We start from the raw sequence: 26,205 nt of genomic DNA on the forward strand, positions 1-26,205 counted from the left end.
GGAAGGAAGCACCATGTCGCAGGACCTTGCCGCAACGCTGACCAATTCGAGCATGCTGATCGCCGTCTTCGTTGCGATCGCGGTCTTCGCCACCTTTTACACGATCGCCATTCCCTTCTTCGAGCGCGGCGATCTCAACAAGCGCATGAAGGCGGTTTCGACCGAGCGCGAGCAGATCCGTGCCCGTGAACGCGCCCGCATGAACATGGAAACCGGTGCCAACAAGGCATCGCTCCGGAGCCAGAACAATCGCTCGGTCCGCCAGATCGTCGAGCGCTTCAACCTGCGCAAGGCGCTCGTCGACGACAATACGGTCAACAAGCTGCGTGCCGCCGGTTTCCGCTCGGAGAATGCACTGAATACCTTTCTCGTGGCGCGTTTCCTGTTGCCCTTCCTTTTTCTGACGCTTGCCGCCGTCTGGGTCTTCGGGCTCGGCAATCTCGCCGGAAGAGGCATGCCCATCCGTCTCTTCGCCGTCATCGGCGTCGGTTATCTCGGCTTCTACGCGCCGAATATCTATATCTCGAACCGCATGGGCAAGCGCCAGCACTCGATCAAGCGCGCCTGGCCTGATGCGTTGGACCTGATGCTGATCTGCGTCGAATCCGGCATCTCGATCGAGGCTGCGATGCGTCGTGTGTCCGAAGAACTCGGCGAGCAGTCGCCAGCACTCGCCGAGGAGATGGTGCTGACCACGGCCGAGCTCTCCTTCCTGCCGGATCGCCGCGTGGCGCTCGAAAATCTTGCCACGCGCACCCAGATCGAGTTGGTACGTTCGGTGACTCAGGCGCTGATCCAAGCCGATCGCTACGGTACGCCGGTCGCGCAGGCGCTGCGCGTTCTCGCCCAGGAAGGACGCGACGAACGCATGAACGAAGCGGAAAAGAAGGCGGCTGCCCTGCCGCCGAAGCTGACGGTGCCGATGATCCTGTTCTTCCTGCCGGTGCTGATCGCCGTCATTCTCGGTCCGGCTGGCATCCAGGTGTCAGACAAGTTCTGACGGTTGAGCCGGAAAGAGGCGACCGCTTTCGGCAGAAGACGACGATGTGCATCAAGGACCATCGGTCCGATCCGCAGCCTTAAACGCGCGTGACCGCCGCCTGTAGAGCTGATAAATGGGACGGACGACCATCGGCAAGCGCAGGCGCCCCCCGCGGCGCCCCTGACGTTCGTTCAATCCAAAAGAGAGGTTTCCAATGTCTTCTGCGGGCATTTTCATCAGCATCGTGGCAGCCTTGGCCGTCGGCGCGATGAGCCCCGGCCCGAGTTTCGTCGTCGTCTCCAGGATCGCCATCTCGCGTTCGAGGCTGGATGGCCTTGCGGCAGCATTCGGCATGGGCGCCGGCGGTGTCGTTTTTGCCGTGCTGGCGCTTGCCGGGCTGACGGCGCTGCTGTCTCAGTTCGAATGGCTCTATGTCCTGCTGAAGGTCGCAGGCGGCGCCTATCTCGTCTATATCGCCGTCAATATCTGGAGGAGCGCTGGTCAGCCGCTCGAGGTCTCCGACACCGTCAACGGCAATCGCGCGCCGAGGCTGAGCTTCATGACCGCGCTGCTGACCCAACTCAGCAACCCGAAGACCATCATCGTCTATGCCAGCATCTTTGCCGCACTTTTACCGAGAACGGTGCCGCTCAGTCTCATCGTCGCGCTGCCGCTCGGTGTCTTCGTCGTGGAGGCGGGGTGGTATTCGATCGTCGCCTTCGCTTTTTCGGCTCGCCACCCGCGGCGGCTCTATCTTGCCGCCAAGAGCTGGATCGACCGCAGCGCGGGTGTCGTCATGGCCGGCCTCGGCCTCCGGCTCATTCTCGCGGGCGTAAGTGATCGATAGGTTGTCGCACGTGACTTCGGACGCACTCAAGCGCTGAGGAGATCCGGTCAGTTGGTATTGCTGCTGTCCGCTGCGCCCGGCGTCTTGTCCTTGGCGGCGAGTTTCTGCCACGAATTCTGCTGCGAGAGCATGCCTCTGAGATAGGCGACATTGGCATCGGCCTGTTGCGGCGAAAGTTCGCGCCGCGCGATCTGCTCGGCTTCCGGGAAACGTCCTTGCAGACCGACGACGAGGGCAAGGTTCTGCCGGACGCGGCTGTCGGCCGTCGGCTGGCTGGCGGCGGAGCGCAGATAGGTTTCGGCCGTGCGCAGATCGCCGGTCAGCACGTAGGACATGCCGAGGTTGGAAAGGATGGAGGGCTCGTTCGGCTGGATGTCGAGCGCGTCGCGGTAGCGCTGCCTGGCATCGCTTGCCCGGCCCATCTGGTCGAGGATCGCGCCTTGGGCCGAGACCAGCTTCCAGTCCGGACGGTCGGGTGTCTGGGCGCGGCCGATCGTGTCGAGCGCCTGCTGGAACTGGCCGGCCGCCGCCTGCGCCTTGCCGTAGGCGGCCAGCACGTTGCGGTCGCCGGGATTGGCGATCGCCACCTGCTGCATGACGGCGAGCGCCTGGGTGTCGCGGCCGTTCATGCGCAGCAGATTTGCATAATTGACGCCGGTGACGGGATCACGCGGGTTCTTTTCATAGGCCTGGCCGAGCCGGTCCGTCGCCGAGCGCAGCTCGGTCGCGTCCATCTCTTCAACCGGCTTGGTGAGCTTCGGCACCGAGCCGGTTGTCATCCGGTCCTTGGTCGTCGAGCAGCCGGCAAGCGCCAAGACGATCAGCGAGGCCGCAGCGCCCTGCAGGATACGATTCGTGAATATGGTGGTGAGCGAGGCAGGCATGACGCGTTCCTGGATTCCGAAATCGGCGCCTGACCTCGAAGCGGAACAGGGAAAGGTTTGACGCAATCTTCGCTCCAGCAATAGTCTGTTAACCCTAACAGACCGTTAAGGAACGATTCCTTACGACCGCCGAAGGACAATCATGGCCCCCTATCAGTTCATCGAGAGACCGACTCCTTTCAACACGAAGGGCGGTTCGACGCTGCCGATCTTTGCCGTCACGCCTGCCCATATCGAGACCGGCACGATCGATCCGATCGCGCTCGATTGGGCGCGCAGAGCAGGCTACAAGGCCGAAAGCGGGTCGCTGCTGCTGATCCCGACGGCTGAAGGCCATCTCGGCGGCGCGCTTTACGGCCTCGGCACCAATCCATCAGAGCAGCCTTACATCACCGGCAGGCTCGCCCGCGCGCTGCCGGCCGGCGACTGGCACATCGAGACCGCGCCGCTGACGGCAAATCGCCTGGCCCTCGGCTTTGGGCTCGGCAGCTACCGCTTCGACCGTTACAAATCCGAAAAATCGCCGGCGGCGACGCTGATGATCCCCCGCGATGCCGACGCCGCCGACATCAAGCGCCAGCTGGCCGGCGTCTTTCTCGCCCGTGACCTCATCAATACGCCGACGAATGACATGGGGCCGGTGCAGCTCGAGGCCGTTTTCCGTAGTCTGGCCGAACATTACAAGGCGGAGATATCGGTGATTACGGGCGACGACCTGCTCACGCAAAACTTCCCGCTGGTCCATACCGTCGGCCGCGCCAGCGCCGATGCGCCGCGCCTTCTCGAGCTGCGCTGGGGCAAGAAGGGCCATCGCAAGGTGACGCTCGTCGGCAAGGGCGTCTGCTTCGACACCGGCGGTCTCGACATCAAGCCTGCCGCCTCCATGCTGCTGATGAAGAAAGACATGGGCGGCGCGGCGAATGTCATGGGGCTTGCCCTGATGATCATGGACGCCAAGCTGAAAGTCGACCTGCGTGTTATCGTCCCGGTCGTCGAAAACGCGATCTCGTCCAATGCCTTCCGCCCCGGCGACATCTATCGGAGCCGCAAGGGCCTGACCGTCCAGATCGACAATACCGACGCCGAGGGCCGTTTGATCCTTGCCGATGCGCTCGCTTATGCCGACGAGGAAGAGCCCGAGCTCTTGATCGACATGGCGACGCTGACCGGCGCCGCCCGCGTTGCTCTCGGTCCGGATCTCCCGCCCTTCTTCACCGATGACGCCAATCTGGCGCATGACCTGACCGAAGCGAGCCTGGAAACCGACGATCCGCTCTGGCGCCTGCCGCTCTATTCCGGCTACGAAAAGGATATCCGCACCAAATTCGCCGACCTTACCAACGCACCGGCCGGCGGCATGGCGGGTGCGATCACTGCGGCTCTCTTCCTCAAGCGTTTCGTCAGCAAGGCGAAGAGCTGGGCGCATTTCGATATTTTCGGCTGGGCTCCGTCCGAACGGCCGCATTCGCCGGGCGGCGGCGAGGCACAGGCGATCCGCGCGCTCTTTCATCATATCCGCGAGAGCCTGCGCTGAGCCCGTACGCAAAAAAGCGTTGAGGCGCGCCGCGTGTTCACGCGCTGCGCCTCGCTGCCGATCGTTAAAATTTTATTCACCCTGCCGGGCGGCAATTTCCAGCGCCCCTTGCATGTGCATGGCAACTACCGGAAAATGAAACGTTAGCGTAACGATCTTCCGGAGGGGCCGTGCCGATCGAACTGACCGCCTCGCAGGCGCTGGGGCTCTGGCATGGCGCGGCGCTCGATCAAGTCCGCCACGATGACCGCGATTTGACGTTGCGCCAGATGGCGATCCTGCTGCATATTTATCTGGTGCCGCCGCCGCACACGGTGCGCGGGCTTGCCGCCACGCTTGATGTCACCAAGCCGGTCATTACCCGCGCCTTGGATACGATGGGCGAGATGGGCCTAGTCGATCGTGTGCGTGACGATGCCGACCGGCGCAACGTGATCATCAAGCGCACCGTCGGCGGCGCGCTCTACCTGGAAAAGCTCGGCGATCTCATACGAGATCAGGCCCGCCGGCTGCCGATCTGAAAGGAATGCGAATGACGATGCTCGACCGCCGCCTGCATGCCTACAGACCTGATCTCGCGGAAGCGAGGCTTGAAGGCAAGGTCGAGGCGTCGCGCTTTGTGGAAGGCGCGCCGGCGCGTGTCGCCATTCCCGTCGTGGGTTTGCGCCCTGAACCGGATGTTGCGCGCGGCATCGATACCGAGCTGCTTCTCGGCGAGGACGTGACGGTTTTCGATCGCGCCGACGGCTGGTGCTGGGTGAAAGCCGCCTCTGACGGCTATGTCGGGTATGTCGCGGCAGACGCGCTCTTGGAAGGCAAACCGGCGCCGACCCATATCGTCACCGTGCAGCGCGCCTTCGTCTATCCCGAACCGGAACTGCGCAAGCCCCACCAGGCCACCGTGTCGATGGGAAGCCGCGTTCATGTCGCCGGCGAGGCGGAAGCGCGGGGCAATCGCTATGTCGTGCTCGAGGACGGAACGGCGATCTTCGCCAAGCACGTCCAGCCGATCGGCGCTCTCGACGGTGCCGATTATGTCGGCATCGCAGCCCGTTTCCTGGAAACGCCCTATCTCTGGGGCGGACGTTCCGGTCTCGGTATCGATTGCTCCGGCCTCGTCCAGCTTGCCATGCTGATGACGGGTAGAGCTGCGCCGCGCGATACCGACCTGCAGGCAGCAGGCCTCGGCCAGCCGATCGATCGCGCCGAAATCCGCCGTGGCGACCTCGTATTCTGGAAGGGCCATGTCGCCATCTTCGAGGATCCAGAAACCATCCTCCATGCCAATGGCCACAGCATGACGGTAGCGCGCGAGAATTTCGCGGCCGCCGTCGAGCGCATCGGCTGGCTCTACCAGCAACCGACCGGCTATCGCCGTCCGATCAGCTGATCAACTGATCGGAGGCCGCGGCCAGGATCTTACCCCGCCCGTCCAGTCTTCGAAGGCTTTCGACAGCCTCAGCACCCGCAGATCGTCGAAACGCGGCCCGACGATCTGCAGGCCGATCGGCATGCCCGATCGGGAGAAACCGCAATTGATCGAAGCGGCCGGCTGCTCCGACATGTTCCACGGCACCGTGAAAGCGATGTGCTCGAACGGCAGGGCCGGATCGTTGGTCGGCGATGCCCATTCGGCCGGATAGGAGATGATCGGATTGGTCGGCGAAAGCAGGGCGTCGACCTCGGTAAACAGCCGTCCGCAGCTCTTGCGCATCTCGATCGTCTGGTTGAAGCCCCTGACCGCATCGACGCCGCTGATGTCGGCGCCGCCCATCGCCCAATCCCTGATATAGGGCAGGATGCTGTCCCGCCGTTCTTCGTCGAGGTCGGCGATATCGCCCCAGAACCGGGACCGCCAGAAATTGTCGAGGCCATCCAGCATCGCGCGTGTCAGCACCGGTTGGACTGATACAATAGTCGCGCCGGCCTTCTCGAAATGTTGCGCCGCCGCTTCGACCGCGACCCTGATCTCATCCTCCACCGCAAGCCCGCAGCCGGCTTCGAGCATCAGCCCGATCTTCATGCCCGACACGTCGATATCGAGATCCATCCAGTTGAAATCGTTCGGCGGCAGGCTCGTGCCGTCGCGCCAGTCCGGGCGTGACAGCGTCGCCATCGAAAAGGCCGCATCCTCGACCGTGCGCGCCATCGGCCCGACGCAGCGCCCAACATAATAGGGATCGGCTGGAATGCGCCCATGGCTCGGCTTGAAGCCGAAGATGCCGGTCCAACCGGCGGGAAGGCGCACCGAGCCGCCGATATCGGTGCCGATATGCAGCGGTCCGTAGCCGGCGGCCGCCGCTGCGGAAGCCCCGGCGCTCGATCCGCCGGGATTTTGCGTGGTGTTCCAGGGATTGCGGCTGAGAGGATGAAAGCTCGAAAGTCCGGAGGAAAGCATACCGTAATCGGGGCAGGTGGTCTTGGCGAAGATCACCGCGCCGTCTTCCCGCAGCCGGGCGGCGGCCGGTGCGTCGGCCTCTGCCGGCTTGAGTTCCACTGCCCTCGTGCCGAGCGGCACCGGCTGGCCCTTCGTGGCGATCAGCTCTTTCAGCGTCACCGGGATGCCGTCCAGGGCGCCAAGCGTTTCTCCCTTCGCCCAGCGCTCCGTCGACGCTTTCGCCTGGGCGCGCGCCGATTCCGGATCGTAGAGGTAGAGTGCCGAAATCGAAGGCTCCCAGGCCGCGATATGGTCTTCGAGGGAAAGCCAGTATTCGAGAGGGGAGAGGCTTTTATCAGCGAAGCGCTGCCTGAGTTCGCGGATGGTGAGGTCGGTTTTGGTCATGGCATGGTCTTTCGGGCTTTTCGTCTGGGGAGGACATCAACGGCTTGCCTCGCGCGGGTCGAGCAGATCGCGCAAACCGTCGCCGAGCATGTTGAAGCCGAAGACGGTGAGCGCGATGGCAAGGCCGGGCAGGATCGCCAGCCAGGGGGCGAGCGCCAGATAGGTTTGCGCATCGGCAAGCATCCGGCCCCAGGTCGGCGCCGGCGGCGCCATGCCGAGTCCGAGGAAGCTGAGACCCGCTTCGGTGAGGATCGCCAACCCCAGCTGGATCGCGCCATGCACGATGATCTGGCTCATGATATTCGGCAGCACATGGCGCAGCGAAATGGTCAGTCGCGTATTGCCGATGGCGCGCGCCGCCGTCACATAGTCGCGGCTCCAGGCCTGCAGCGAGGTCGCGAGGGTGACGCGGGCAAAGACCGGGATCATGAAGACGGCAATCGCGGTGATTGCGGTGAACCGCCCTGGCCCGAGAAAGGCGCCGAGCATCATGGCGGACAGGATCGGCGGCAAGGCGAAGATGACATCGCAGATGCGCATCAGCAGCGCTTCGAAGGGACCGCGGATCGCCGCGGCTGAAATACCGGCGATCGAACCCAGCGTCCCGCCGATCATAACCGCTGTGATGGCGATCGACAGTGAATTCCAGCAGCCTACCATCAGCATCGAAAGCACGTCGTGGCCGAACTGGTCCGTGCCGAACAGGCCGAAGGCAAGCGGCGGCTGCAGCTTGTGGATGATCTGCATTTTCGCTGGCGGCAGCGGCGTCCAGACGAGTGACAGCAGCGCAACGGCGACCAGCAGCCCGATGATGACAGTCCCAGCAATCAAGTTCATTCGCCGGCTAAGTCTAAAGACTCGATGGCGGCCGGCGATCGCGGGGGATGCAATCGGTACCATGGTTCAGGCCGCCTTTCTCATCCTGGGATCGATCGCCAGATAGGAGAGATCGACAATGAAATTCATCACGATGACGAGGCCTGCGAAGAACAGCACGACATCCTGCATGACGATGACGTCGCGCTGGGAGAGCGCCTGCAGCGCGAGCCGCCCGAGGCCGGGCAGGTTGAAGACGTTTTCAACCAGCACCGCGCCGGCGACGAGAAAGGTGAATTGCAGCCCGATCATGGTGAGGATCGGTATCAGCGCGTTCGGCACGATATGGCGCCACAGTACCGCACTGCGTGACAGTCCCTTGGCCACTGCGGTGCGGGCAAAATCCTCATGCATCGTGTCGAGCACCGCCGAGCGTGCCACCCGCGTCAACACGCCCGCCTGCGGCATCGCCAGCGCGACGGCGGGCATAACCAGCGCCTGCAGCGCCGGCAGCAGGCCGGCACTCCAGCCCGGGAAGCCGCCGGCCGGCATCAGCCCGAGCACCGTCGAAAACAGAATGATCAAGAGCAGCGCCACCCAGAAGGCGGGCACCGCGATGCTGACCTGCGAAAAGAGCGTTGCGACGATGTCGAAGATGCCGCCGCGGCGCGAGGCGGCCAGCACGCCGAGCGGCAAGGCAATCGCCACCGAAAGCATAATCGCCATCAGCGCCAACGGCAGCGTCACGGTCAGCCGCTCGACGATCAATCCTGCGACCGGTACGCCATAGGTTAGCGAATTGCCGAGATTGCCGGATAGCACGCCGGTCAACCATTGCCCGTAACGCAGCAGCAGCGGCTGATCGAGCCCGAGATCGTGGCGTAGCGCGGCAAGCGTTTCCGGTGTCGCCGAGGTGCCGAGCAGGATCGAGGCGGGATCGCCGGGCAGAAAGTCCATGATGGTGAAGATCAGCAGCGAGACGATGACGAGCGTGACCAGGAGACCGGTGAAGCGGCGGGCGAGGAGTGGAATCATGCGTGCCACACTTTTAATGTGGAACGGCGAGAGCTGCGACCGGCATTGAACGGCTCGCTATGCGGCTTCCCCTCGCTCATCGTGCCTCTCAATCCGCCTTAACTGTTCGCTCACTCGTCCCAGGAGACGCCGGAGAGCACGTTGGAGGGGATCGGCTCGTTCTCCCACAGCCCTTTCAGGTGTTTGTCCCAGACGCCGAGTTTCGGCATGACGAAGAGGTAGAGCGCCGGCACGTCCTCGGCGAGGATCTTCTGCGCTTCGCCATAGATCGTATTCTGCGCGTCCGGATCGGTCGTTTCTTGGACCTTCTTCATCAGCGCGTTGAAAGCGGGGTTCTTATAATTGAAATAATAGGGATCGCGCCCATAGATGTCGATGTCGAGCGGTTCGGCATGGGCAACGATCGTCATGTCGAAGTTGCGCTCCTTCATGATGTCCTGGACCCATTTCGCCGGAAATTCGGTCGGCTCGATATTCATCGTCACGCCGATTTCGGCAAACATCGCCTGCATCACCTGGGCACTGCGCGGCGCATAGGCCATCTGCGGCGATTTGATCGTGAAGGTAAAGCCGTTGGGGTAGCCGGCTTCGGCGAGCAGCGCCTTCGCCTTTTCGATGTCATAGGGCAGCACATTGGTCATGTCCTGATAGCCCGGATCGTTCGGCGTGTAGTGGCTGCCGATCGGCGTGCCGAGGCCCGACCATGCGCCGTCTATCACCGTCTTGCGGTCGATCGCCATCATCAGCGCCTGGCGGACGCGTTTGTCGTCGAAAGGCTTCTTGGCATTGTTCATGCCGGCAACGACCTTGAGTTCGGTATTGCCGATCTTGGTGACGAGCCTCGCATCGCCGTCGAAGGAACTCATCAGCTCGGGTGCAGCAAATTCCGGAAAGGCATCAAGATCGCCGGATTTCAGCGCAGCCGCCTGCGCCTGCGGATCAGCGATGAAGCGGAAGGTCACCTTGTCGAGTTTGGCGGCCGCATCCTTGTTCCAATAATCGGCATTCCTGGTGAGTTCGACTTTGTCGCCCTTCGCCCAGCTGGCGAATTTGAACGGACCGGTGCCCACTGGCGTCGTCTTGTCGTCGGCAGCCGTCTTCGGTGCGACCATCACTGAGGCCGGCCAGCCGAGCCAGTAGATCAGGCTGCCGGTCGGTGCCGAGAGATGCAGCACCAGCGTTTCGGCATCGGGTGTATCGATCGAGGCGATCGAGGCGAAGAAGCGCTTCTGCGGATTGACCGAATCCGCGCCGCGGGCGCGGTCGAGCGAAAACTTGGCGCTCGCGGCATCGAAGGCCTCGCCATCATGGAAATTGACGCCGGTCTGCAGCTTGAACGTATAGGTCAGGCCATCGGTCGAGATTTCCCAGCTTTTCGCCAGCTGCGGCTGGATCTTGCCGGCCTGGTCGATCGTCACCAGCCCTTCGAACACGTTTTGCCAGGTCACCTGGCCGATCGCGACCGGTGCTGCGATCGTCGGATCGAGACCGGCCGGCTCAACGCTCATGCCGAGATTAAGGGTGGTCTTTGCCGCCTCGGCCGGCGTCATCGCCGTCATCACCAGGCCGGCCGAAAGTGCGGCACTGAGCGAGAGCCGCCGGGCGAAACGCGCTAAAGGCGCAAACGAAAACTTGATCATCACGTTCCCTTGTCTGGCCACGCTGCGATGGCAGGCCCTTTTGCGAATAGAGTGGCACTATGCCAGTGCACACACAATGACGATTTTGTGTGCTCAGTGTAGCCGAAAAAGCTACACCGCAAATCCGCTGGCAATGCAAGCTCGAAGCGTCAGTCTCTCGTCTCGGCCCGGCGGTTCGTACGTTCGCGCATGAACCTCTCGATGAAGTCGAGGAGTTTCGTCGCAGCGAAGGACAGCTGCCGGTCCGGCGCGACGCAGAGATCGACATGGGTGCGGATGCCGGTCTTGCCGGCGAGCGGAATGGCAAGGAGCTGACCCGCTTCGATCTCGCGGCGGACGGTCAGCGCCGGCAGCAGCGTGGCCGCAGCCCCGCTGAGCACGAGTTCCTTCAGCATTTCGAGCGAGCTGGTGACGAAGACGGGATCGAGGCTTAGCCCCTCCTTCTCGACCAGCGCGTCGAAGGCCTGGCGGAAGCCGAAGGATTGATCCGGCAGCGCCAGCGCATAGTCGGCGAGCTCCCGGACCGCGATCTCGGCATGCCCGGCCGCAGGATGCTGCGGCGCGGTGATCAGATCATAGACGATCTCGGAGCGCAGCCGTACCTTGGTGCCGGACATAGGAGGCGCAAACAGCGTCACCGCAATATCCGCCTCGGCGCTGTTGACGGCGTCGACCGCCTGCCGCGCGCTGGTGATCGTCACGGTAAAGCGCAGCTTCGGATATTTCAGGCTGAATTCGGCGAGCGCCGGCGCCAGCAGATTGGCGACGGTCGCGCCATTGGCATAGATGCTGACGCGGCCGCGCTGCAGGCCCTTCAGGTCTTCGATCAGCTGCTGCACGTGATCGAGCTCGCGCAGCGTCCGGCCGGCGCGGGCGGCAAGCAGCTCGCCGGCGGCCGTCAGCTTGACGCCGCGGGCGCTGCGTTCGACGAGCGGCGCACCGAAATGATATTCGAGGTTCTCGATCTGCCGGCTGATCGCCGTCGGCGCGACATTGAGATTCTCGGCCGCCTGGCGCATCGAATTGGTCCTGACCAGCTCGTCGAAATACATCAGCGCCCGGATCTGCATTCACGTCTCTCCGCCATTCGGCATATTGGATCTGTAGAGAGTCTGACCCTATTCAATCAACCGCTGCTCGGATAGCGGTCGCGCCAGGCCTTTTGCGCGCCCTCGACCGGCAGCGCGGTCGCAGCGTAGACCCCACGGGCGATCGCCCGCGCCATGACGATAGTCGCGAGATGGCAAAGCTCCATCAGGCTCGCCATGTCGTCTCTTCGATGCTTGGCCGTCGAAGCGGCAAAGACGGTGTCGCCGTCGAGCGGCAGGTGCGCCGGCAGCAGTGCTCGGGCAAGGCCGTCATGGCCGGCGAGCGAAAGCCGGTGCGCCTCGGCCTTCGTCAGCTGCGCATCGGTCACGACAGCGCCGATCGTCGTCGCCGGGGTGTTCATGCCCTTGAGCCGCATGCTGTGGTCAGCCACATCAGGCATGCCGAGCCCACCGAATTCCGCATCTTTTTCGAAAGGCGCCGCCCAGAAATGAGGCCCGTCGCCGATCGTTGCGGAGCCGAGCGCATTGACTGCGACGATCGCCGCGATGCGATGCTCGGTGCTGCTGACGGCGCTGGCCGAGCCGAGCCCGCCCTTGACGGTGGCCGTCGTCGCCCCTGTGCCGGCACCTGTCGTGCCGAGTGCGAATGTGCCCTTGGCAGCCGCCTTCAACGCCGCATAACCCATGTCGCGGTAGGGAGAATGAAGGCCCCAATCCTTGTCGCCGCCGTTCAGCAGGTCCATCAGGATCGCCTGTGGCACGATTGGAATGCGCACTGGCCCGACGGCAAAGCCGCGGCCGAGTTCGCGCAGGCCCGCCTGCACGCCGCCGGCGGCATCCAGCCCGAAGGCAGAGCCGCCGGAGAGCACGAAGGCATCCACGGCATTGACGGTCATTGACGGATCGAGCAGGCCGGTGTCGCGCCCGCCGGGCGCACCGCCAAGCACCGTGCCGGATGCGACGGCCGGTTCGTCGAAGACGATGACCGTGACGCCGGAACCGAGCGCAAGGTCGGTCGCATGGCCGACGGAGACGCCTTCGATGTCGGTGATAAGGTTGAGAAGATCGGGCAAGGGCGGATCCTTATGCGGAAAGGCGGCCGATAGGACTGTACTGCATAATTCCTTAAATCGGAATCCATTTAAGGATAAAATTATGCAGCAATTCAAAGTGTTACAGCGTCCCTTGCGCGTCTGACAAAGACGCGCGGCGCTGTAATGCCCTCAAAAAACAAGACCGGCCCCATTTGGCGGGACCGGTCGGACATCGGGAAAAGCCGCGAATGCTAATCGCGGCCTCATGCCCTCAGGCATGAAGCGGCTTCGGATGACGGCGGGTCATCAGGTCATGGATGGCCAGCCGCACCTCATCGGGCGAGCCGAAACGCTGCTCGTCGAGGTCGTGGACATGAAATTTCACGGCGATGAACTTCAGCCGATCTTCATCGGGAATGACGATCCCGACGGGAACGCCTGCATATTCGATAACTTGCTTCTTCATAGATAGAACTCCTGCCGCACAACATGCGCAGCCATGGCGAATTGACTTGTCTGGTACCGTTGAAAGGAGGACGAACGTCACATTCGACAGTTCGGGCGGGAGAGGGCGCCCGGACGGTCATTGCCAAGCACAGATCGCCCAAGGAGATCGGCGAGAATATCGATGTCTATCATGCTCGTTCCCTATGTTGGCGTTGCACTTGAGGGGTCCCGGTAGAGCCCGGGGCCGGTGATGGCTGTCTTTGATAATCTACTAACTTGGTAGAGATTACCCCATAGCCTGTCAGAAACATATTCCGAAACATGTCAAAATATCGACGATCCGAAAAAATTCATTCCGTCGTAGCCCGAACTTACAGAAAGAAACATATCAGTCCTTCGTTAAATTCGCATGACAGAATCGGAAGTTCGATCGATCACCGCGGCAGACATAGGAAGCCTTGCTGTATCCGGCAATGGCTCGTTTCATTAAAGATCGACATGCCTCGAAATGACCGATTTGGTTAATGCTGGAAGCCCTGGATCACCAGCCTTCTTCGAGCACCTTCTCCAGCATGTCCGCGAAAAAATCCGCGCTGTCGATGCTGAGGCAGAGCGGCGGTTTGATCTTCAGCACATTTTGGTGATCGCCGGTCGGCTGCATGATGACGCCGAGTTCGAGAAGCCGGTCGCAGATTGCAGCCGTCTCTTCCGTCGCCGGCTCCAGCGTCGTTCTGTCGCGGACGAATTCGAGGCCGAGATAGAGGCCCATGCCGTGCACGGCGCCCGCAATCGGATGGCGGTCGATCAGCGCGGCGAGCCGCGCCTTCAGATGATCGCCGACCGTCCGGGCATTTTCCTGCAGCTTTTCCTCGGCCATGATGTCGAGCACCGTCATGCCGGCGATGCAGCTGACGGGGCTACCGCCGGTAGAGGAAAAGAAAGTGCCCTCCTTCTCCAGCGATTGCGCAATCTCCCGCGTGGTGATGACGGCGCCGAGCGGATGGCCGTTGCCCATGCCCTTGGCGACGGTGATGATATCAGGCACGACCCCTTGCTGCTCGAAGCCCCAGAAATAATGTCCGAGCCTGGAATAACCGACCTGCACCTCATCGGCGATGCAGAGGCCGCCGCGGGCGCGCACCTGCGCGTAGAGCTCTTTGAGATAGCCTTCCGGCAATGGAATCCCGCCGGCATTGCCGTAGACCGATTCGGCGATGAAGCCCGCAAGGCCTTCGCCCGCAGCATCAATTGCCTCAAGCACCGGTGTCGCCATGCCGAGATAATCCGCTGCCGTATCGGGACCACGGAAGTCGCCGCGATAGGTGTTCGGCGAAACGACGGTATGCACCCAGTCCGGCCGGGTGGTCGGTGCCTGCGGATTGTCGGCGATCGAGGTGGAGACGGCGTCGCTCGCCGCTGACCAGCCATGATAGGCTTCGAGCAGGCAGAGCATGTTGCGCGCGCCGCTATGGGCTTGCGCCAGCCGAAGCGCCAGATCGTTCGCCTCCGAGCCGCTGTTGACCAGGAAGACCGCGTCGAGCCCGTCCGGCGACAGGGCGGCGAGGCGTTCGGAAAATTCCGTGATCGCGGCATAGTGGAAGCGCGAATTCGTGTTGAGCCGCAGCCATTGGGCGTGGATTGCTGCCGCGAACCTGGGGTGGCCATGGCCGAGAATGGTGACGTTGTTGACCATGTCGAGATAGGCGCGGCCCTCGACATCGAACAAATGCTCTCGCCAGCCGCGCTCGATCTGCGGCGCCGCCGCGTAATAGTTCTTCTGCGGCCTTGCGAGATGCGCCCGCCGCCTGGCGAGCAGTTCGGCGGTATCAGATTTCGGCGCATCGGCTTCCGGGCTGAGAAGGAGCGAGGGTGAGGGGCAGAGCACTGACCAGGCCGCCGCCGTGCGCGGCGTGGCAAAAAGCGGCGGTTCGAGACCTGCGACGCTGCAAAGCTGGACGCGCAGCCCGCCGAGCGACGAAGCCTCTCCGATAACCGTGCCGAGCGGATCGCCGCTGGCAACCTCGGCTCCATCCTCGACCGAGAGATCGAGCCCATCGAGATGCAGGGTCATGCTGTCGCTGGCAAGCGTCAGATGCTGGTCCTTCCAGCCGATGCGGCCGGCAAAGGGTGCTGCAATCGCGCTGCCTGCCGCGAGACATATGTCGATATGCAGGGCACAGGTCGCCTGTCCCGTCGCATTTCCCAGGCTCGCGCGGGAAAGCCGATATTCGCCGTAGCGTGTCGCTGCCGTGCCGTTTTCGGTTGCCACGCGGGCAAGCAGCCGCCAGTCCATGTCGGTATTCAGCCAGTTGCCGGCGGAAAAATGCGGGCTCCGCACCCCAAGATCGACATAGGCGATCCCGGCGGGATCGATGTTGGGCAGCAACGGTAGCCATCCCGATGCTTCCGGGGCGGCGACATTTGCGCCGGCCGCCTTGAGGATCGCGGCTTCCATGAGTTCGAAGGGAACGGACATCGCCGTATCGAAGATCGTCCGCTCGTGCTCGAGATTGCCGCGGACATAGTCATTATCGGGATCGACCGAAATCTGCTGCTCGCTGCTGGCAACTAGAATGACCGCGCGTGCGACGGTCAACGGCCAGAGCGCCTTCAGCTCCTCCCCGGTCAGTGGATAGATCGCCTGGTAGGCGGTGACGGCTGGCAGGATATGAAAAGGGTCGCCATCCGCCTGATGCAGCAGCGAAGCGCATGTGACGGCGAGGTCGCCGACCAGCCAGCCGCGGATGATGTCGCCGAAATCGATCACCCCGTCGGGGATCGTATGGCCACGGGCGTCGCGGTGGCCGACGACATTGTCGCCGGTGACGTCATGATGCACGGCCTGCAGCCGAAGCGATGGCGCCAACGGCTGGATGCGGCGAATGGCCATGACCATGGTCTTGGCGATCCGGTCGCGCGCCGCACTGTCGGTGATCGCGGACAGCAGCTGCACCGCGACCGGCCCGGCGCGCCTGAGATCCCATTGCAGGCTGCGGTCGAGACCGGGATGGTTGAAATCGGCAAGCGCCAGCGCCAGCCTGGCGCAGAGCGCGCCGAGGGCTGCAACGGAAGCCGGCGCCAGATAGGTCAGCTCCGTCAGCCCCTGGCCTTCCAGATATTCCAGCAGCCGGACCTGATAGCCCCGCCCGCGCACGGTCAGGACGACGATCTCCCGCCCCTCATTGGTGGGGATCACCTGCGGAACGCGCGGCGCATCCTGCCGGCTTTTGAGGTGATGGATCGCCGCATTCTGCGCTTCGAGCTCGCGGATCTCGTAGGCTGCATGGCAGATCTTCAGGACGTAGCGGCCACGATCGCTATCGACGCGATAGTTTCGATCCTGCTGGCTGCCGAGTTCGGTTAGCGTGCCGGAGAGGCTGTAATGAGCAAGGAGGATCTCTTCCGCGTCGCCGGCGGTGACGTCGGGACGCGGCAGCGCCATGCGATCAACAAGCGCCTCGTCGGTCATGACACCCCTCCCGCTGTATGATTCGATTACCTATTGAACGAGATAATCGAGTACTTGCCGTTGGCAGGCAACGGGAGATTGTCATTCGCCAGCAAAAGAGATGCAGGGTCTAGGCGACGCTCAACCCATGCGTTCGGAGGCGTAACCGCCGGGGCTTGCCGGGAAGACCACGGTGCGGTTGCCGTTCAGGAAGGTGCGGTGGTGGATATGGGCGTGGATGGCACGCGCCAGCACCTGGCTTTCGACGTCGCGGCCGATCGAGACATAGTCGTCGGGCGACTGCGCATGGGTGATGCGCGCCGTGTCCTGCTCGATGATCGGACCTTCGTCGAGATCGGCAGTGACGTAATGCGCCGTCGCCCCGATCAGCTTCACGCCGCGTTGATAGGCCTGCTTATAAGGATTGGCGCCCTTGAAGCTCGGCAGGAAGGAATGGTGGATATTGATGATCCGGCCGGACATTTTCTGGCACATCGCATCCGAAAGCACCTGCATGTAGCGGGCCAGCACGATCAGCTCCGTGCCGGTCTGTTCGACGATATCCATGATCTGGCCTTCGGCCTGCAGCTTGTTCTCCTTCGTCACCTTGATGTGGTGGAAGGGGATGTCGTGGTTGACCACGACCTTCTGGTAGTCGAAATGATTGGAGACGACGCCGACGATATCGATCGGCAGCGCGCCGATCTTCCAGCGGTAGAGCAGGTCGTTGAGGCAATGGCCGAAGCGCGACACCATCAAGAGCACCTTCATGCGGGCGTTGCCGTCATGGATCTCGGCATCCATGGCGAACCGCTTGCAGATCGGCTCGAAGCCTTCCTTGAGTTCGGCAAGCGGCACGCCTTCCTCGGAGATGAAGCTCACCCGCGTGAAGAACCTGCCGGTATCGAGATCGTCGAACTGGGAACTGTCGACGATGTTGCAGCCCTTGTCGGCCAGATAGCTCGAAATCGCCGCCACGATGCCGCGCGTCGACTTGCAGGATACCGTCAATACGTAACTTGTCATGTCTTTCCCTCTTCCCTCTCCAAGGCCGCCGCTGTGCTTAGATCAAAGCCCGGGCCGCGAATAGGCCGGCGCACTTTCATTCATGCGACAAATTGCAAGAGAAACCATCACGTTTGCGCAAGTTCTCTCATTGCTCAGTCTGAAGCTTAGGAGAAGTTGCGCGAAAAACTGTACCGTCAGCGCCGCTTGGATGCGTATTCTCGCCTTCGGTGCTGAAGTTGGGCATGTCCGCAAAAATGTGCAGCGGTTTTGCGATCGTGACATGCGGAAACAACGAGCTAAAGCGCGGCAAGAGAATCTGATGCGACGCGCTTTAGGCCGGCGGACTGCTCGCCACCGCAACCTTGCGGCGCGGCGTGGTGATCTCATGGATGATCGCGCCGCCGATCGACGAGAGCACCAGCGAGAGGATCACGAAGAGCACCGGCTGCTGCAGGATGCCGATTGGCAGGCGATCGGCGGCGACCCTGAGAAAAGCCAGCGTGAAGGCGTGGGTGATATAGATGCTGTAGGAGCAGTCGCCGAGATAGTTCAGCCATCCGATCAGCGGCAGCCTGGAAAATTCGATGGAGATCGCGCCGTAGACGATGAAGATCGCCGGGATTCCCCAGGCATAGAACCGGCTTTCCGGCGGCATCAGCGCCTCGTTGATGAAGAGAAAGGCAAAGCCCAAGGCAAGGGCCGCCCAAGCCCAGCGGTTCGGCAGCAGGATCTTCTGTCCGTAGAGCCAGCCGAGCACGACACCGGCGAGGAATTCCAGCATGATCGGCTCGCGGTAGAACCGGGTCACAGTCGTTTCCGGCAGCAGCCGGCAGGCGATCAGGATGACGGCAAAGACGGCAAACATCGCTGGGATACGGCGAGCTTCCTGTAGCGGCAATAACAGCGCAAACACGAAGTAGAAGAACATTTCGTAATTCAGCGTCCAGCCGGGAACGACCACCGGCGTGATCGTGCTCGGATCGGCAGGATTGCTCCATGGCAGGAAGAACAGCGAGGCTGCGAGATGCGGCAGGTCGAACACCGTGGATTTCAGCAATGACGGGGCCACCAGCGCCACCGTCGCCGAAAACAGCGTCGCCAGCCAGTAGAGCGGCACGATCCTCCTGATGCGTCGGCGGGCGAAATCGACCGGGCTCATGGCGCGTCCGCTCGTTGTCAGCCACATCACGAAGCCGCTCAGGACGAAGAAGATGTCGACGCCGGTTTCGCCATAGATGAAGGCGGTGGCGTCGACCGCGGGATTGACTTTGGCGAGCTGCAATATCGCGTGGAAATAGACGACCATCAGCGCCGCGATGGCGCGCAGATACTGAAGCTGGACAAGCATCGAGCGTCTTGCTCCCTCGAGCATGATGCCGAAAAGTGTGGGCGGTTTTCGGACGACATCATGCTCTATTTCTTTGATTTAGAACAGGATTCAGATTTTAGGCCGATCCGGCCTAAAATCATCCTGTTCTAGGCTCGCGCGGGCCTCGGTCTCAGCCGTGCCGCTGCGGTCAACTCAATACATCTGCCGGACGACCCTGCCGGATGCGCGGGCTGTCGTGGAAACGCATATATCCGACGACGAACCACAGGAGACCGGCGATCTTCATCGAGAAGACCGCGGTTCCCCCGATCATCATATTCAGAAAAATGAAAAGAGAAAGTGAATGGGCGCAGCGCCGCTGCGCCGCCGTGCGCCCGGCGGGAAAGAGGCAGACGAACAGCCATAAGGCGATGACGCCGAAGATCGTCGCCGCGTAGATCAGGTAGACATAGCCGCTGTCGGCGAATTCGGCCACCCGGTCGACCGAAAGCCCAAGGATGGCGAGCGGATCGAGCTCCATGATCTTCTTCATCGTCAGATTGATGCGGCCGGTGAAATTGTCGCCGGTCGCATTGGGTTTCAGCACGTAGACGAGGAAGCCGGCGGCGACGATCAGCGGCATCAGCGCCAGATTGAAATTCTTCGGGATCTTCGGAAAGACGAAGTAGCCGACGATGCAGGCAAAGCAGAAGATCAGCATCGTGCGCGTGTCGTTCGTCACCAGGATCAGCACGGCCGTGCCGATCATCAGCAACCGGTCCCAGCGGCCAAGCTTCTCCCACATCGAAATCAGGTAGACCGCGATCACGCCGCAGAAATTGGCCAGCGACACCTGTTCGAGGAAGATCGAGGAGGAACGATGGTCGATGATCCCGAAGGAGAAGCGCTCGGGAAAGCCGAGCGCGTTCTGAAAGAGGCCCGTCGTGTTGTAGCTCAGCGGCAGCAGCCCGCGTGTATTGGCGAAATAGTCGGACGGGTGGACGATGCTGACGTAGAACGGCACGCTGACGATCTCGAAGATCAGGAAGATCATGACGGCAAAACTTGCCCAGCGAAAGGCGAGCTTCATCGTTTTCTCGTTGCTCCAGCCGCCGAGCCCGGTAAAGCAGAAGATAATCAGCACGTTGCGGAAGTGATCGATGAACAGCATGCGGTTGAGCACGCTGACATAGATGGTCACGATGAGCGTGAACAGCAGGAACAGGAAGGCCGGAAGGTCGGTCTCGTAGATCCCCTTGTGCAGGATGTAGATGATGGCGCTCGCCATGATCAGGCCTTCGCTGGCGGCGACATGCGTTATCGACAGCGGCACGATGTTGTGGTTGATGAAGGCGAGAATGCCGTTGTAGAGCACGGAGAGCAGGCCGAGCCAGAGCACCGTATGATCGGTGCGCAATGCCTCACGGGTGGCATCGAGCCGGTTGCCGGCTACGGTGCCGGCTACAGTGAATGTCGCTGTCCTGTGATCGACGACTGCCATGCTCATTTCCCCGCAGGCTTGACGGCCGAGCAAGTGCCGGCATCGGCTTTTGCCGCCTCGGCAAGAAGCCGCATCTGCGGCCGCTCGATGCCCTTGCGCGGCTGGACGTTGAACGGCTCGTCCGCCGGCCACCATTCGCCCGCCGCCCAGTAGGACCAGCCGAGCCAGACATCGCTATTCCCGGACATGGTGGCGTAGATCTCGGTCAGCCCGCTCATGCAATCCTTGTCGGCGGAGGCGCCGAATTCGCCGAGAAAGCCGCGTTTGTGGTTCTGCTTCAGCCAGGCAGTGACGCCGTTGATCGCCGCGACTGCGGCGCCTGCACCTTCGCAGGTCGGATGGGTTCCGGAGGAATCGGCGTCGAGATACTGGTGGACCTCATAGGCGTAGAAGTCGAGCGGATCGCGCACGCCGAGCATCACCGTGCCGTTGGCGCCGCCGATCACATCCTTTTCCCAGCTGCCCGCGCCGCTCCATGCCGTGCCCGGCACCAGGATGAGGTTGCGCGCGCCGACGGCGCGGATGCTGCGGATCGCCGCATTGGCGGCATCCAGCCAGTCCGTTGCCTTGATGTCGTGCGGTTCGTTCATCAGGCCGAAGAGAACGCCGTCCTGATTGGCAAATTCGACGGCAAGCCTTGCCCAGAAATCCCCGAAGGCGGCATCCGTCGCCGGCGCCGTGCCGACCTGGGTCTTGTCGTAATAGCCGAAATTATGCGGGTCGAGCAGAACCGTCATGTCGTGCTTGCGGATCAGACCGATCGTATCTTTGATCCGCTTGAGCTCATCCTCGTCGAGCCGTCCGCCGAGCGCCGGCTGCAGCCGCTCCCAGCGGAAGGGCAGCCGGATGATGGTCATGCCCTTCTTGGCGAAATAGCCGATCGTGTCTTCGCCGGGATAGGTATAGTTGGTGCCGTAGATGCCGCCGCGTTCGCCATATTCGCCGCCGGACAAATTGACGCCGCGATAACAGGGAGCCTCAGTCGCAAAGGCCGGCAACGGGATCAGAGCGGCCGCAAGCAGCAGCGCTGTCAGATGTCGTCTCGTCCTCATGGCATCCTCGCAATCGCGGCAAATCGCAACATCGGCGTCGCTGAAGTTATTTTAACGGTCCGTTAGCTAAGAATTTCTAAAGTATCTGCACCTCGGCTTCAGTCTTTCACGCTGGGCGGGACACGAGTGCGCGTATGAACCAGTATGACAGGAACAGGGTAAGCCGGCTCCCTGGCTGGCGCAGTTTTGAGCCGTCTCAGACTGCGCCGGAAGGCGTGCGCATGCGCAGTCCTGTCGTCCGTCCGGATGATTTCGTCCAGCCATCGCCCGAACCCGCCCCGCCACCCGTCGTGCCGCCGGCAAGCATTGCCGAAAGCCGCCAAAATGAGCGTCCGGCGCCTCCTCCAAAACAGCCTGTCGTCGACGCGCCGTTGAATGCAGCGTCGGCACCTGCCGCCCCGCTTCTCGACCTCCGCTCCAGTATCGCCGCGATCTGGAGCCGGCGGTTGGTCGTGCTGGGGCTGGGCCTTCTCGGAGCTGTGGCCGGCGGGGCGGTGGCGCCGCTGATCGCCCAGAAATTCACCGCTGTCAGCAGCCTCTATTTCGACCCACGCCAGATCGGCCTTGCCGACGCCAGCGCGCAATCCTCGGGCCCCTCGCCGGAAATGATCTCGGCGCTGATCGACAGCCAGGTGCAGATCCTGACTTCGGGCAATGTGCTGCGCCGCGTCGCCGAAGCCATGAAGCTCGGCCAGGATCCCGAATTCACCGGCGGCCGGACGGATGGCGCCGCCGTAATCGGCACTCTGCAGAAGGCGCTGGTCATCACCCGCGAGGCCAGCACCTATGTCGTCTCGCTTGCTGCCACGACCAACGATCCCGAAAAATCCGCAAGGCTTGCCAACCAGGTCGTCACCTCCTTCACCGAGGAGGAGAACAGCGCTTCGAACGGCATCTACGAAAACACCTCGTCGACACTTGATGGACGGCTCAACGACCTGCGCCAGAAGGTGCTGGAAGCCGAGCAGGCTGTCGAAACCTTCCGCGCCGACAATGACATGGCCGCGACCGAGGGAAACCTGATCTCCGACCAGCGGCTCGTCTCGCTGAACACGATGCTGGTGACGGCACAGGAAAAGACCATCCAGGCGAAGGCGCGCGCCGATGCCGTCGCCAATCTCCGCGTCGAGGACATTGTCGCCGGCAACCAGGCGGAGGGCGGCGTCACCTCGCCGCTCGTCAGCCTGCGTCAGCAATATGCCACCCAGGCCGCCGCCGTCGGCAGCCTCGAAAGCCAGATGGGCACGCGTCATCCGCGCCTGCAGGCGGCCCGCTCCTCGCTGCAAAGCATTGGCGGCGAAATCAAGGGCGAATTGCAGCGTCTCGCCACCTCGGCAAGGGGCGAATACGAGCAGGCAAAGGCGGCCGAGGACAGCATCGCCAAGGAGCTTGCCGTGCAGAAGGCGCTACAGGCGAGTTCGTCGGACAAGCAGGTGGAACTGAACGAATTGCAGCGCAAGGCGACCGCGGCGCGCGATATTTACGAGACGGTGCTGAAACGCTCCAGCCAGACGAGTGAAGAGCAGAATTTCAACCAGAGTAACATTCGCGTCATCTCGCCGGCCGAGCCGCCGGTCAAGGCCGATGGTCCGGGAAAGAAAATCCTGCTGGTCGCCGGCATTATCGGCGGTTTTCTTGCCGGTTTCGTCGTCGGCGCGGGTTTTGCGATCCTTGCCGGTCTCTTCGGCCATCCCGTCATCAGAAGTTATTTCAGGAAGTCGCCCGCTGCGGCCGCTTGATGACGGTCGTCGGTTTTCCTACATCGGAAGAACGGCCTATTGCCGGCAGGAGAGTTCCCATGCGGCTGTTGATGATGCTTCTGATATCGCTCGTTGCCGTGCCGAGCCTCGCCCCGGCGTCCGCCTTTGCCGTCGACTGGACGAAATCCGTCGATTCGGGCGTTCAACCCCTCTATCCCTACAAGGGTCTTCCCGGCGTCAAGGCGCAGCCGGACAAGAAAGAGGAGGAATCCTACAATTGCCGCACCGAAACCGTGCAGATCCGCCGTCGTTATGACGAAATCTTCCGTTCCGGCGGCATGCCGACGCTGATGTATGTCTGCGAACGCGACGGCTTCGTTACCACGGGTGGCAAAGTTCCGCTCCGCGGCCACTATCAGCCGGTGCGGTGAGGGGCTTCAGGCGGTCAGCAAAGCCGCTGGATGCGCCTGCCGGAAACGTCCGATCGGAAGCTCCATCCTCAGATAGTCGAAGCCGGCATTTGCTTCCGATCGATCGACGACCGAATATTTGACCATGCCCTCTTCCTCCGTGCGCCGCAGCTGCAGGCTTTCGGCCGCCGCAAAGCCCAGCCGCTTGTAAAGGCCGATCGCTTTTTCATTGTGGGAGAAGACATGCAGCTCGGCGGTTTCGACTCCGAGCCCGGAAAACATCCACTCCAGCAGTGCCCTGCCGCAATGGAACATCAGGTTTCGGATATCGCTCGCCCGGCCGCGGATGACGTTGTCGAATTCGGCCGAGCCGGGCCGGATGTTGCAGATGCCGAAATTGCCGAACCGGTTTCCGCCGGGATCGCAAATGACGAATAGGATTCGGTCGGCGGCGGGCAGGGAGATGGTTTCGAGCCACTGCCGCGTGCGTTCCTGGGTGGCGTTAAACTGGCTGAGGAAAAACGGCATCGACTGGTTGCGCCACGTCGTCAGGTCGTCGATCAGGCCGGGCTCGTCGAGCATCGACCTGTCGATGCATTGCAGGTCGCCCACGTGCCTGCGGCTATCGTCCCTGATCGCAAGTCGGAGCCGTCTGGCCGGATCCGCATTGTCTTTGAGGCTGACGATATCGACCTGCGCCATGAACGACTATCCCTGAGTGTCTGCTCACGCCTTGCGGCAGATGCAGTAGCCGCCCGGCGAGGAAGACAGCACCAACTTGCCGTTCAGAACCGGATCGACTTCGAAGCGGTCGGTTTCCGCCAGATAATCGGTGACGGCCTTCAGCGGCTCGTTGCCGCGCAGCCAGACCTTGGAGCGTTTTGTGAAGGCCTGTTCCTCCGTCAGGTGGCCGATGAGCGTGTCGGCGACGACGAGGTAGCAGCCTTCCGTCACCAGCGGACCGTAGGCGCGGCATTCCGCCAGGACATGCTCGTAGGAATGGTCGCTGTCGAGTACCACCATCACGCGGGCGCCCGGCGGGATCTCGGCCTTCACGGCGGCAAGCACGTCGTCGTCGACTGAACCGCCCTGGATCATCTTGATCCGGTTCGACATCGGATGGGATTCGATCGACTCGCGATTATGGGCGCGGATGTCGATGTCGACGCCGACAACCTTGGCCTTGTCGTTGCCCATGGCGGCGAGGATCGACGCCATGAAGATCAGCGAGCCGCCGCGCGCAATGCCGGTTTCGATGATGACATCAGGCTTGGTCGCCCAGATGACTTCCTGGGTCGCCAGGATATCGACCGGAAGCTGGATGATCGGCACGCCCATCCATGACCAGAGATAGAAATAGTCGAACTTGTCGAGCCCGATCAGTGTGTTCAGCGATTGTTGAAAACTTGCCTCATCCTTGCCGAGCGCAAGCGACATTTCCCGCTTGTGGGCTTCGAATTCGAGACGATCGTCCTTCGTGGTCATGACTGTTCTTTGTCCTTCGCTGTAGGGCTGTCTTAAACCGACTGCCGCAATGCCGTGCTGTTGTGGTAGATCCGCCCGGCCGCCATATCGAGCAGCGTTGCCGCTACCCGGTCGATATCGGCTTCGCTCATGTCGTGATAGCTCGGCAGGTTGATCGCGCGGCCCGGAATGCTCCAGGCGTTCACGTTCTGGGGCCGATCTTCGAACATGGAGAGGCTGGAGAGGGGATAAAAGAAGACGCGCGCATCGATATTGGCGGTCTCGAAGGTCTGTTGCATCATCTCGCGGGTAATGCCCGTCGACGGATGGAAGACGGCGGTCGGCATCCAAGCGCCGTTGATCGTGCCGGTGTATTCCCGGTTCATCGTGATGCCGGGCAGGGGCGAAAGCCGGATCATGTAGGAGGCCAGAATTTCGCGCTTGCGGTTGACGAGTTCCTCGATGCGCTCGAGTTGGGCGCATCCGATGGCCGCCTGGATGTTGGACATCTTGTATTTGAAGCCGATCGCATCCGGCCAGAACTGCTTCGTCTGTCCGCGAGCCCGGCCGTGATTGCTGAGCGTCAGCACCTTTTCGTAGAGTGCCGCGTCATTGGTGACGAACATGCCGCCTTCGCCTGTCGTTAGCGTCTTGGTGCCGTGGAAGGAGAAGGTGCCGAAGGCGCCCATCGAGCCGGCGCGGCGGCCGTGCCAGACGGAGCCGACCGCTTCAGCCGCATCTTCGATCACCGGAATGCCCGTCCTCTTGCCGATTTCCAGCAGCGCATCCATGTCGCAGAGGTTGCCGTAGAGATGCGTGGCGATAATGGCCTTGGTCTTCGGCGTGATATGGCGCTCAACCTCCTCGGGATCAATGCACCAGGTATCGGCAAGCACGTCGACAAAAACGGGTCTTGCGCCGAGGTGGACGATCGGCGAGACGGTGGCAACCCAGTTCGTATCGGCGAGGATCACTTCATCGCCTTCGCCGACGCCGAGCGCTGCCAAGCCCATGTGCATGGCGCCGGTGCAGCTCGAGGTCGCGATCGCAAAGCCGCTGCCGAGATAGGTTTTGAAGTCGCGTTCGAAGCGGTTGAGATAGTCGTAGCAGCGCGCGCCCCAGCCGGTGGCGGCGGCATCGGCCGCATAATCCGTTTCGAGCTGGGTGATCGAAGGCTTGGTGTAGAAGATCCTGTGTGTCATGCCGCTAATTTCTGTTGAATTGAAATCAAGACGCAGGCGCCCGCCACGACGCTAGTTTTTG

Annotated in this window: 23 protein-coding genes; 7 read left to right on the forward strand and 16 right to left on the reverse strand. The window is 62.2% G+C overall.

What is annotated here, in order from left to right; translation table 11 throughout:
- The first annotated feature begins 13 nt into the window (after positions 1-13).
- Positions 14-1,000, forward strand: a complete 987-nt coding sequence (locus J3P73_RS01360) for a type II secretion system F family protein (protein WP_018482130.1) — start codon at positions 14-16, stop codon at positions 998-1,000.
- Between the two features lie 196 nt (positions 1,001-1,196).
- Positions 1,197-1,829, forward strand: a complete 633-nt coding sequence (locus tag J3P73_RS01365; RefSeq protein WP_024323509.1) for a LysE family translocator — start codon at positions 1,197-1,199, stop codon at positions 1,827-1,829.
- A gap of 47 nt (positions 1,830-1,876) precedes the next feature.
- On the opposite strand, the gene J3P73_RS01370 is transcribed toward J3P73_RS01365, so the two are convergent.
- The gene (locus J3P73_RS01370; protein WP_018070309.1) at positions 1,877-2,713 is read right to left on the reverse strand and encodes a tetratricopeptide repeat protein; all 837 of its coding nucleotides are present in this window, start codon (positions 2,711-2,713) and stop codon (positions 1,877-1,879) included.
- A 142-nt stretch (positions 2,714-2,855) separates the two neighbouring features.
- Here J3P73_RS01370 and J3P73_RS01375 point away from each other — a divergent pair, with 142 nt between their 5' ends.
- The 3 genes from J3P73_RS01375 to J3P73_RS01385 all read left to right on the forward strand — a co-directional run bounded on the left by J3P73_RS01375 (position 2,856) and on the right by J3P73_RS01385 (position 5,637).
- Complete coding sequence (locus tag J3P73_RS01375) at positions 2,856-4,247, forward strand: leucyl aminopeptidase (RefSeq protein WP_018070308.1); 1,392 nt, start codon at positions 2,856-2,858, stop codon at positions 4,245-4,247.
- Positions 4,248-4,417: 170 nt separating this feature from the next.
- On the forward strand, positions 4,418-4,768 hold the full coding sequence (locus J3P73_RS01380) for a MarR family transcriptional regulator (protein WP_003544522.1): 351 nt from the start codon (positions 4,418-4,420) through the stop codon (positions 4,766-4,768).
- Positions 4,769-4,779: 11 nt separating this feature from the next.
- On the forward strand, positions 4,780-5,637 hold the full coding sequence (locus tag J3P73_RS01385) for a C40 family peptidase (protein WP_130814732.1): 858 nt from the start codon (positions 4,780-4,782) through the stop codon (positions 5,635-5,637).
- Here the strand turns inward: J3P73_RS01385 and J3P73_RS01390 are convergent, their stop codons facing one another.
- The 12 genes from J3P73_RS01390 to J3P73_RS01445 all read right to left on the reverse strand — a co-directional run bounded on the left by J3P73_RS01390 (position 5,638) and on the right by J3P73_RS01445 (position 21,368).
- Complete coding sequence (locus J3P73_RS01390; RefSeq protein WP_018070306.1) at positions 5,638-7,029, reverse strand: amidase; 1,392 nt, start codon at positions 7,027-7,029, stop codon at positions 5,638-5,640.
- A gap of 36 nt (positions 7,030-7,065) precedes the next feature.
- Positions 7,066-7,929, reverse strand: a complete 864-nt coding sequence (locus J3P73_RS01395) for an ABC transporter permease (protein WP_018495741.1) — start codon at positions 7,927-7,929, stop codon at positions 7,066-7,068.
- A gap of 3 nt (positions 7,930-7,932) precedes the next feature.
- Entirely contained in the window at positions 7,933-8,880 is a 948-nt protein-coding gene (locus tag J3P73_RS01400; protein WP_130665362.1) for an ABC transporter permease, read from the reverse strand.
- A 110-nt stretch (positions 8,881-8,990) separates the two neighbouring features.
- Positions 8,991-10,520: an ABC transporter substrate-binding protein gene (locus J3P73_RS01405; RefSeq protein ID WP_130772099.1), complete on the reverse strand. Its 1,530-nt coding sequence runs from the start codon at positions 10,518-10,520 to the stop codon at positions 8,991-8,993.
- A 149-nt stretch (positions 10,521-10,669) separates the two neighbouring features.
- Positions 10,670-11,590 carry a LysR substrate-binding domain-containing protein gene (locus J3P73_RS01410; protein WP_130772101.1) on the reverse strand — a complete coding sequence of 307 codons (921 nt, stop codon included), beginning with the start codon at positions 11,588-11,590 and terminating at the stop codon, positions 10,670-10,672.
- A gap of 56 nt (positions 11,591-11,646) precedes the next feature.
- Positions 11,647-12,642, reverse strand: coding sequence for a P1 family peptidase (locus J3P73_RS01415; RefSeq protein ID WP_130772103.1), 996 nt, complete (start codon positions 12,640-12,642; stop codon positions 11,647-11,649).
- Between the two features lie 232 nt (positions 12,643-12,874).
- Positions 12,875-13,069: a hypothetical protein gene (locus tag J3P73_RS01420; RefSeq protein WP_003544544.1), complete on the reverse strand. Its 195-nt coding sequence runs from the start codon at positions 13,067-13,069 to the stop codon at positions 12,875-12,877.
- 522 nt (positions 13,070-13,591) lie between these two features.
- Positions 13,592-16,519 (reverse strand): aminotransferase, encoded by a 2,928-nt coding sequence (locus tag J3P73_RS01425; protein WP_130814734.1) that lies wholly within the window; start codon positions 16,517-16,519, stop codon positions 13,592-13,594.
- A 120-nt stretch (positions 16,520-16,639) separates the two neighbouring features.
- Positions 16,640-17,524 carry a formyltetrahydrofolate deformylase gene (gene purU, locus J3P73_RS01430; protein ID WP_018070299.1) on the reverse strand — a complete coding sequence of 295 codons (885 nt, stop codon included), beginning with the start codon at positions 17,522-17,524 and terminating at the stop codon, positions 16,640-16,642.
- A 313-nt stretch (positions 17,525-17,837) separates the two neighbouring features.
- A complete protein-coding gene (locus J3P73_RS01435) occupies positions 17,838-18,854 on the reverse strand; it encodes an acyltransferase family protein (protein WP_130772107.1) in 1,017 nt (338 codons plus the stop codon).
- A 169-nt stretch (positions 18,855-19,023) separates the two neighbouring features.
- Positions 19,024-20,316, reverse strand: a complete 1,293-nt coding sequence (locus tag J3P73_RS01440; RefSeq protein WP_018070297.1) for a hypothetical protein — start codon at positions 20,314-20,316, stop codon at positions 19,024-19,026.
- Positions 20,317-20,318: 2 nt separating this feature from the next.
- Positions 20,319-21,368: a glycoside hydrolase family 5 protein gene (locus J3P73_RS01445; RefSeq protein WP_130687031.1), complete on the reverse strand. Its 1,050-nt coding sequence runs from the start codon at positions 21,366-21,368 to the stop codon at positions 20,319-20,321.
- A 134-nt stretch (positions 21,369-21,502) separates the two neighbouring features.
- On the opposite strand from J3P73_RS01445, the gene J3P73_RS01450 reads away from it, so the two are divergent.
- Positions 21,503-23,107, forward strand: coding sequence for a GumC family protein (locus J3P73_RS01450; protein WP_130687032.1), 1,605 nt, complete (start codon positions 21,503-21,505; stop codon positions 23,105-23,107).
- A gap of 59 nt (positions 23,108-23,166) precedes the next feature.
- Positions 23,167-23,499, forward strand: a complete 333-nt coding sequence (locus J3P73_RS01455; protein WP_018070294.1) for a hypothetical protein — start codon at positions 23,167-23,169, stop codon at positions 23,497-23,499.
- A gap of 6 nt (positions 23,500-23,505) precedes the next feature.
- Here J3P73_RS01455 and J3P73_RS01460 read toward each other — a convergent pair whose 3' ends face one another.
- The 3 genes from J3P73_RS01460 to J3P73_RS01470 are packed head-to-tail and all read right to left on the reverse strand — an operon-like array spanning position 23,506 to position 26,144.
- A complete protein-coding gene (locus J3P73_RS01460; protein ID WP_130687033.1) occupies positions 23,506-24,180 on the reverse strand; it encodes a GNAT family N-acetyltransferase in 675 nt (224 codons plus the stop codon).
- A gap of 24 nt (positions 24,181-24,204) precedes the next feature.
- Entirely contained in the window at positions 24,205-24,963 is a 759-nt protein-coding gene (locus J3P73_RS01465) for a cephalosporin hydroxylase family protein (protein ID WP_017962832.1), read from the reverse strand.
- 32 nt (positions 24,964-24,995) lie between these two features.
- Entirely contained in the window at positions 24,996-26,144 is a 1,149-nt protein-coding gene (locus J3P73_RS01470) for a DegT/DnrJ/EryC1/StrS family aminotransferase (protein ID WP_130772115.1), read from the reverse strand.
- Positions 26,145-26,205 lie beyond the last annotated feature (61 nt).

Source organism: Rhizobium ruizarguesonis (assembly GCF_017357285.1).
In the GTDB taxonomy this organism is placed as follows: domain Bacteria; phylum Pseudomonadota; class Alphaproteobacteria; order Rhizobiales; family Rhizobiaceae; genus Rhizobium; species Rhizobium ruizarguesonis.

What these genes read in the sequence shown, in the direction of transcription:
- J3P73_RS01370 (WP_018070309.1), bottom strand. Translation starts at nt 2,713, where the DNA reads ATGCCTGCCTCGCTCACCACCATATTCACGAATCGTATCCTGCAGGGC.
- J3P73_RS01400 (WP_130665362.1), bottom strand. Translation starts at nt 8,880, where the DNA reads ATGATTCCACTCCTCGCCCGCCGCTTCACCGGTCTCCTGGTCACGCTC.
- J3P73_RS01435 (WP_130772107.1), bottom strand. Translation starts at nt 18,854, where the DNA reads ATGCTTGTCCAGCTTCAGTATCTGCGCGCCATCGCGGCGCTGATGGTC.
- J3P73_RS01470 (WP_130772115.1), bottom strand. Translation starts at nt 26,144, where the DNA reads ATGACACACAGGATCTTCTACACCAAGCCTTCGATCACCCAGCTCGAA.
- J3P73_RS01460 (WP_130687033.1), bottom strand. Translation starts at nt 24,180, where the DNA reads ATGGCGCAGGTCGATATCGTCAGCCTCAAAGACAATGCGGATCCGGCC.
- J3P73_RS01410 (WP_130772101.1), bottom strand. Translation starts at nt 11,590, where the DNA reads ATGCAGATCCGGGCGCTGATGTATTTCGACGAGCTGGTCAGGACCAAT.
- purU (WP_018070299.1), bottom strand. Translation starts at nt 17,524, where the DNA reads ATGACAAGTTACGTATTGACGGTATCCTGCAAGTCGACGCGCGGCATC.
- J3P73_RS01395 (WP_018495741.1), bottom strand. Translation starts at nt 7,929, where the DNA reads ATGGTACCGATTGCATCCCCCGCGATCGCCGGCCGCCATCGAGTCTTT.
- J3P73_RS01365 (WP_024323509.1), top strand. Translation starts at nt 1,197, where the DNA reads ATGTCTTCTGCGGGCATTTTCATCAGCATCGTGGCAGCCTTGGCCGTC.
- J3P73_RS01445 (WP_130687031.1), bottom strand. Translation starts at nt 21,368, where the DNA reads ATGAGGACGAGACGACATCTGACAGCGCTGCTGCTTGCGGCCGCTCTG.
- J3P73_RS01425 (WP_130814734.1), bottom strand. Translation starts at nt 16,519, where the DNA reads ATGACCGACGAGGCGCTTGTTGATCGCATGGCGCTGCCGCGTCCCGAC.
- J3P73_RS01385 (WP_130814732.1), top strand. Translation starts at nt 4,780, where the DNA reads ATGACGATGCTCGACCGCCGCCTGCATGCCTACAGACCTGATCTCGCG.
- J3P73_RS01360 (WP_018482130.1), top strand. Translation starts at nt 14, where the DNA reads ATGTCGCAGGACCTTGCCGCAACGCTGACCAATTCGAGCATGCTGATC.
- J3P73_RS01420 (WP_003544544.1), bottom strand. Translation starts at nt 13,069, where the DNA reads ATGAAGAAGCAAGTTATCGAATATGCAGGCGTTCCCGTCGGGATCGTC.
- J3P73_RS01450 (WP_130687032.1), top strand. Translation starts at nt 21,503, where the DNA reads ATGAACCAGTATGACAGGAACAGGGTAAGCCGGCTCCCTGGCTGGCGC.
- J3P73_RS01440 (WP_018070297.1), bottom strand. Translation starts at nt 20,316, where the DNA reads ATGGCAGTCGTCGATCACAGGACAGCGACATTCACTGTAGCCGGCACC.
- J3P73_RS01455 (WP_018070294.1), top strand. Translation starts at nt 23,167, where the DNA reads ATGCGGCTGTTGATGATGCTTCTGATATCGCTCGTTGCCGTGCCGAGC.
- J3P73_RS01405 (WP_130772099.1), bottom strand. Translation starts at nt 10,520, where the DNA reads ATGATCAAGTTTTCGTTTGCGCCTTTAGCGCGTTTCGCCCGGCGGCTC.
- J3P73_RS01465 (WP_017962832.1), bottom strand. Translation starts at nt 24,963, where the DNA reads ATGACCACGAAGGACGATCGTCTCGAATTCGAAGCCCACAAGCGGGAA.
- J3P73_RS01375 (WP_018070308.1), top strand. Translation starts at nt 2,856, where the DNA reads ATGGCCCCCTATCAGTTCATCGAGAGACCGACTCCTTTCAACACGAAG.
- J3P73_RS01390 (WP_018070306.1), bottom strand. Translation starts at nt 7,029, where the DNA reads ATGACCAAAACCGACCTCACCATCCGCGAACTCAGGCAGCGCTTCGCT.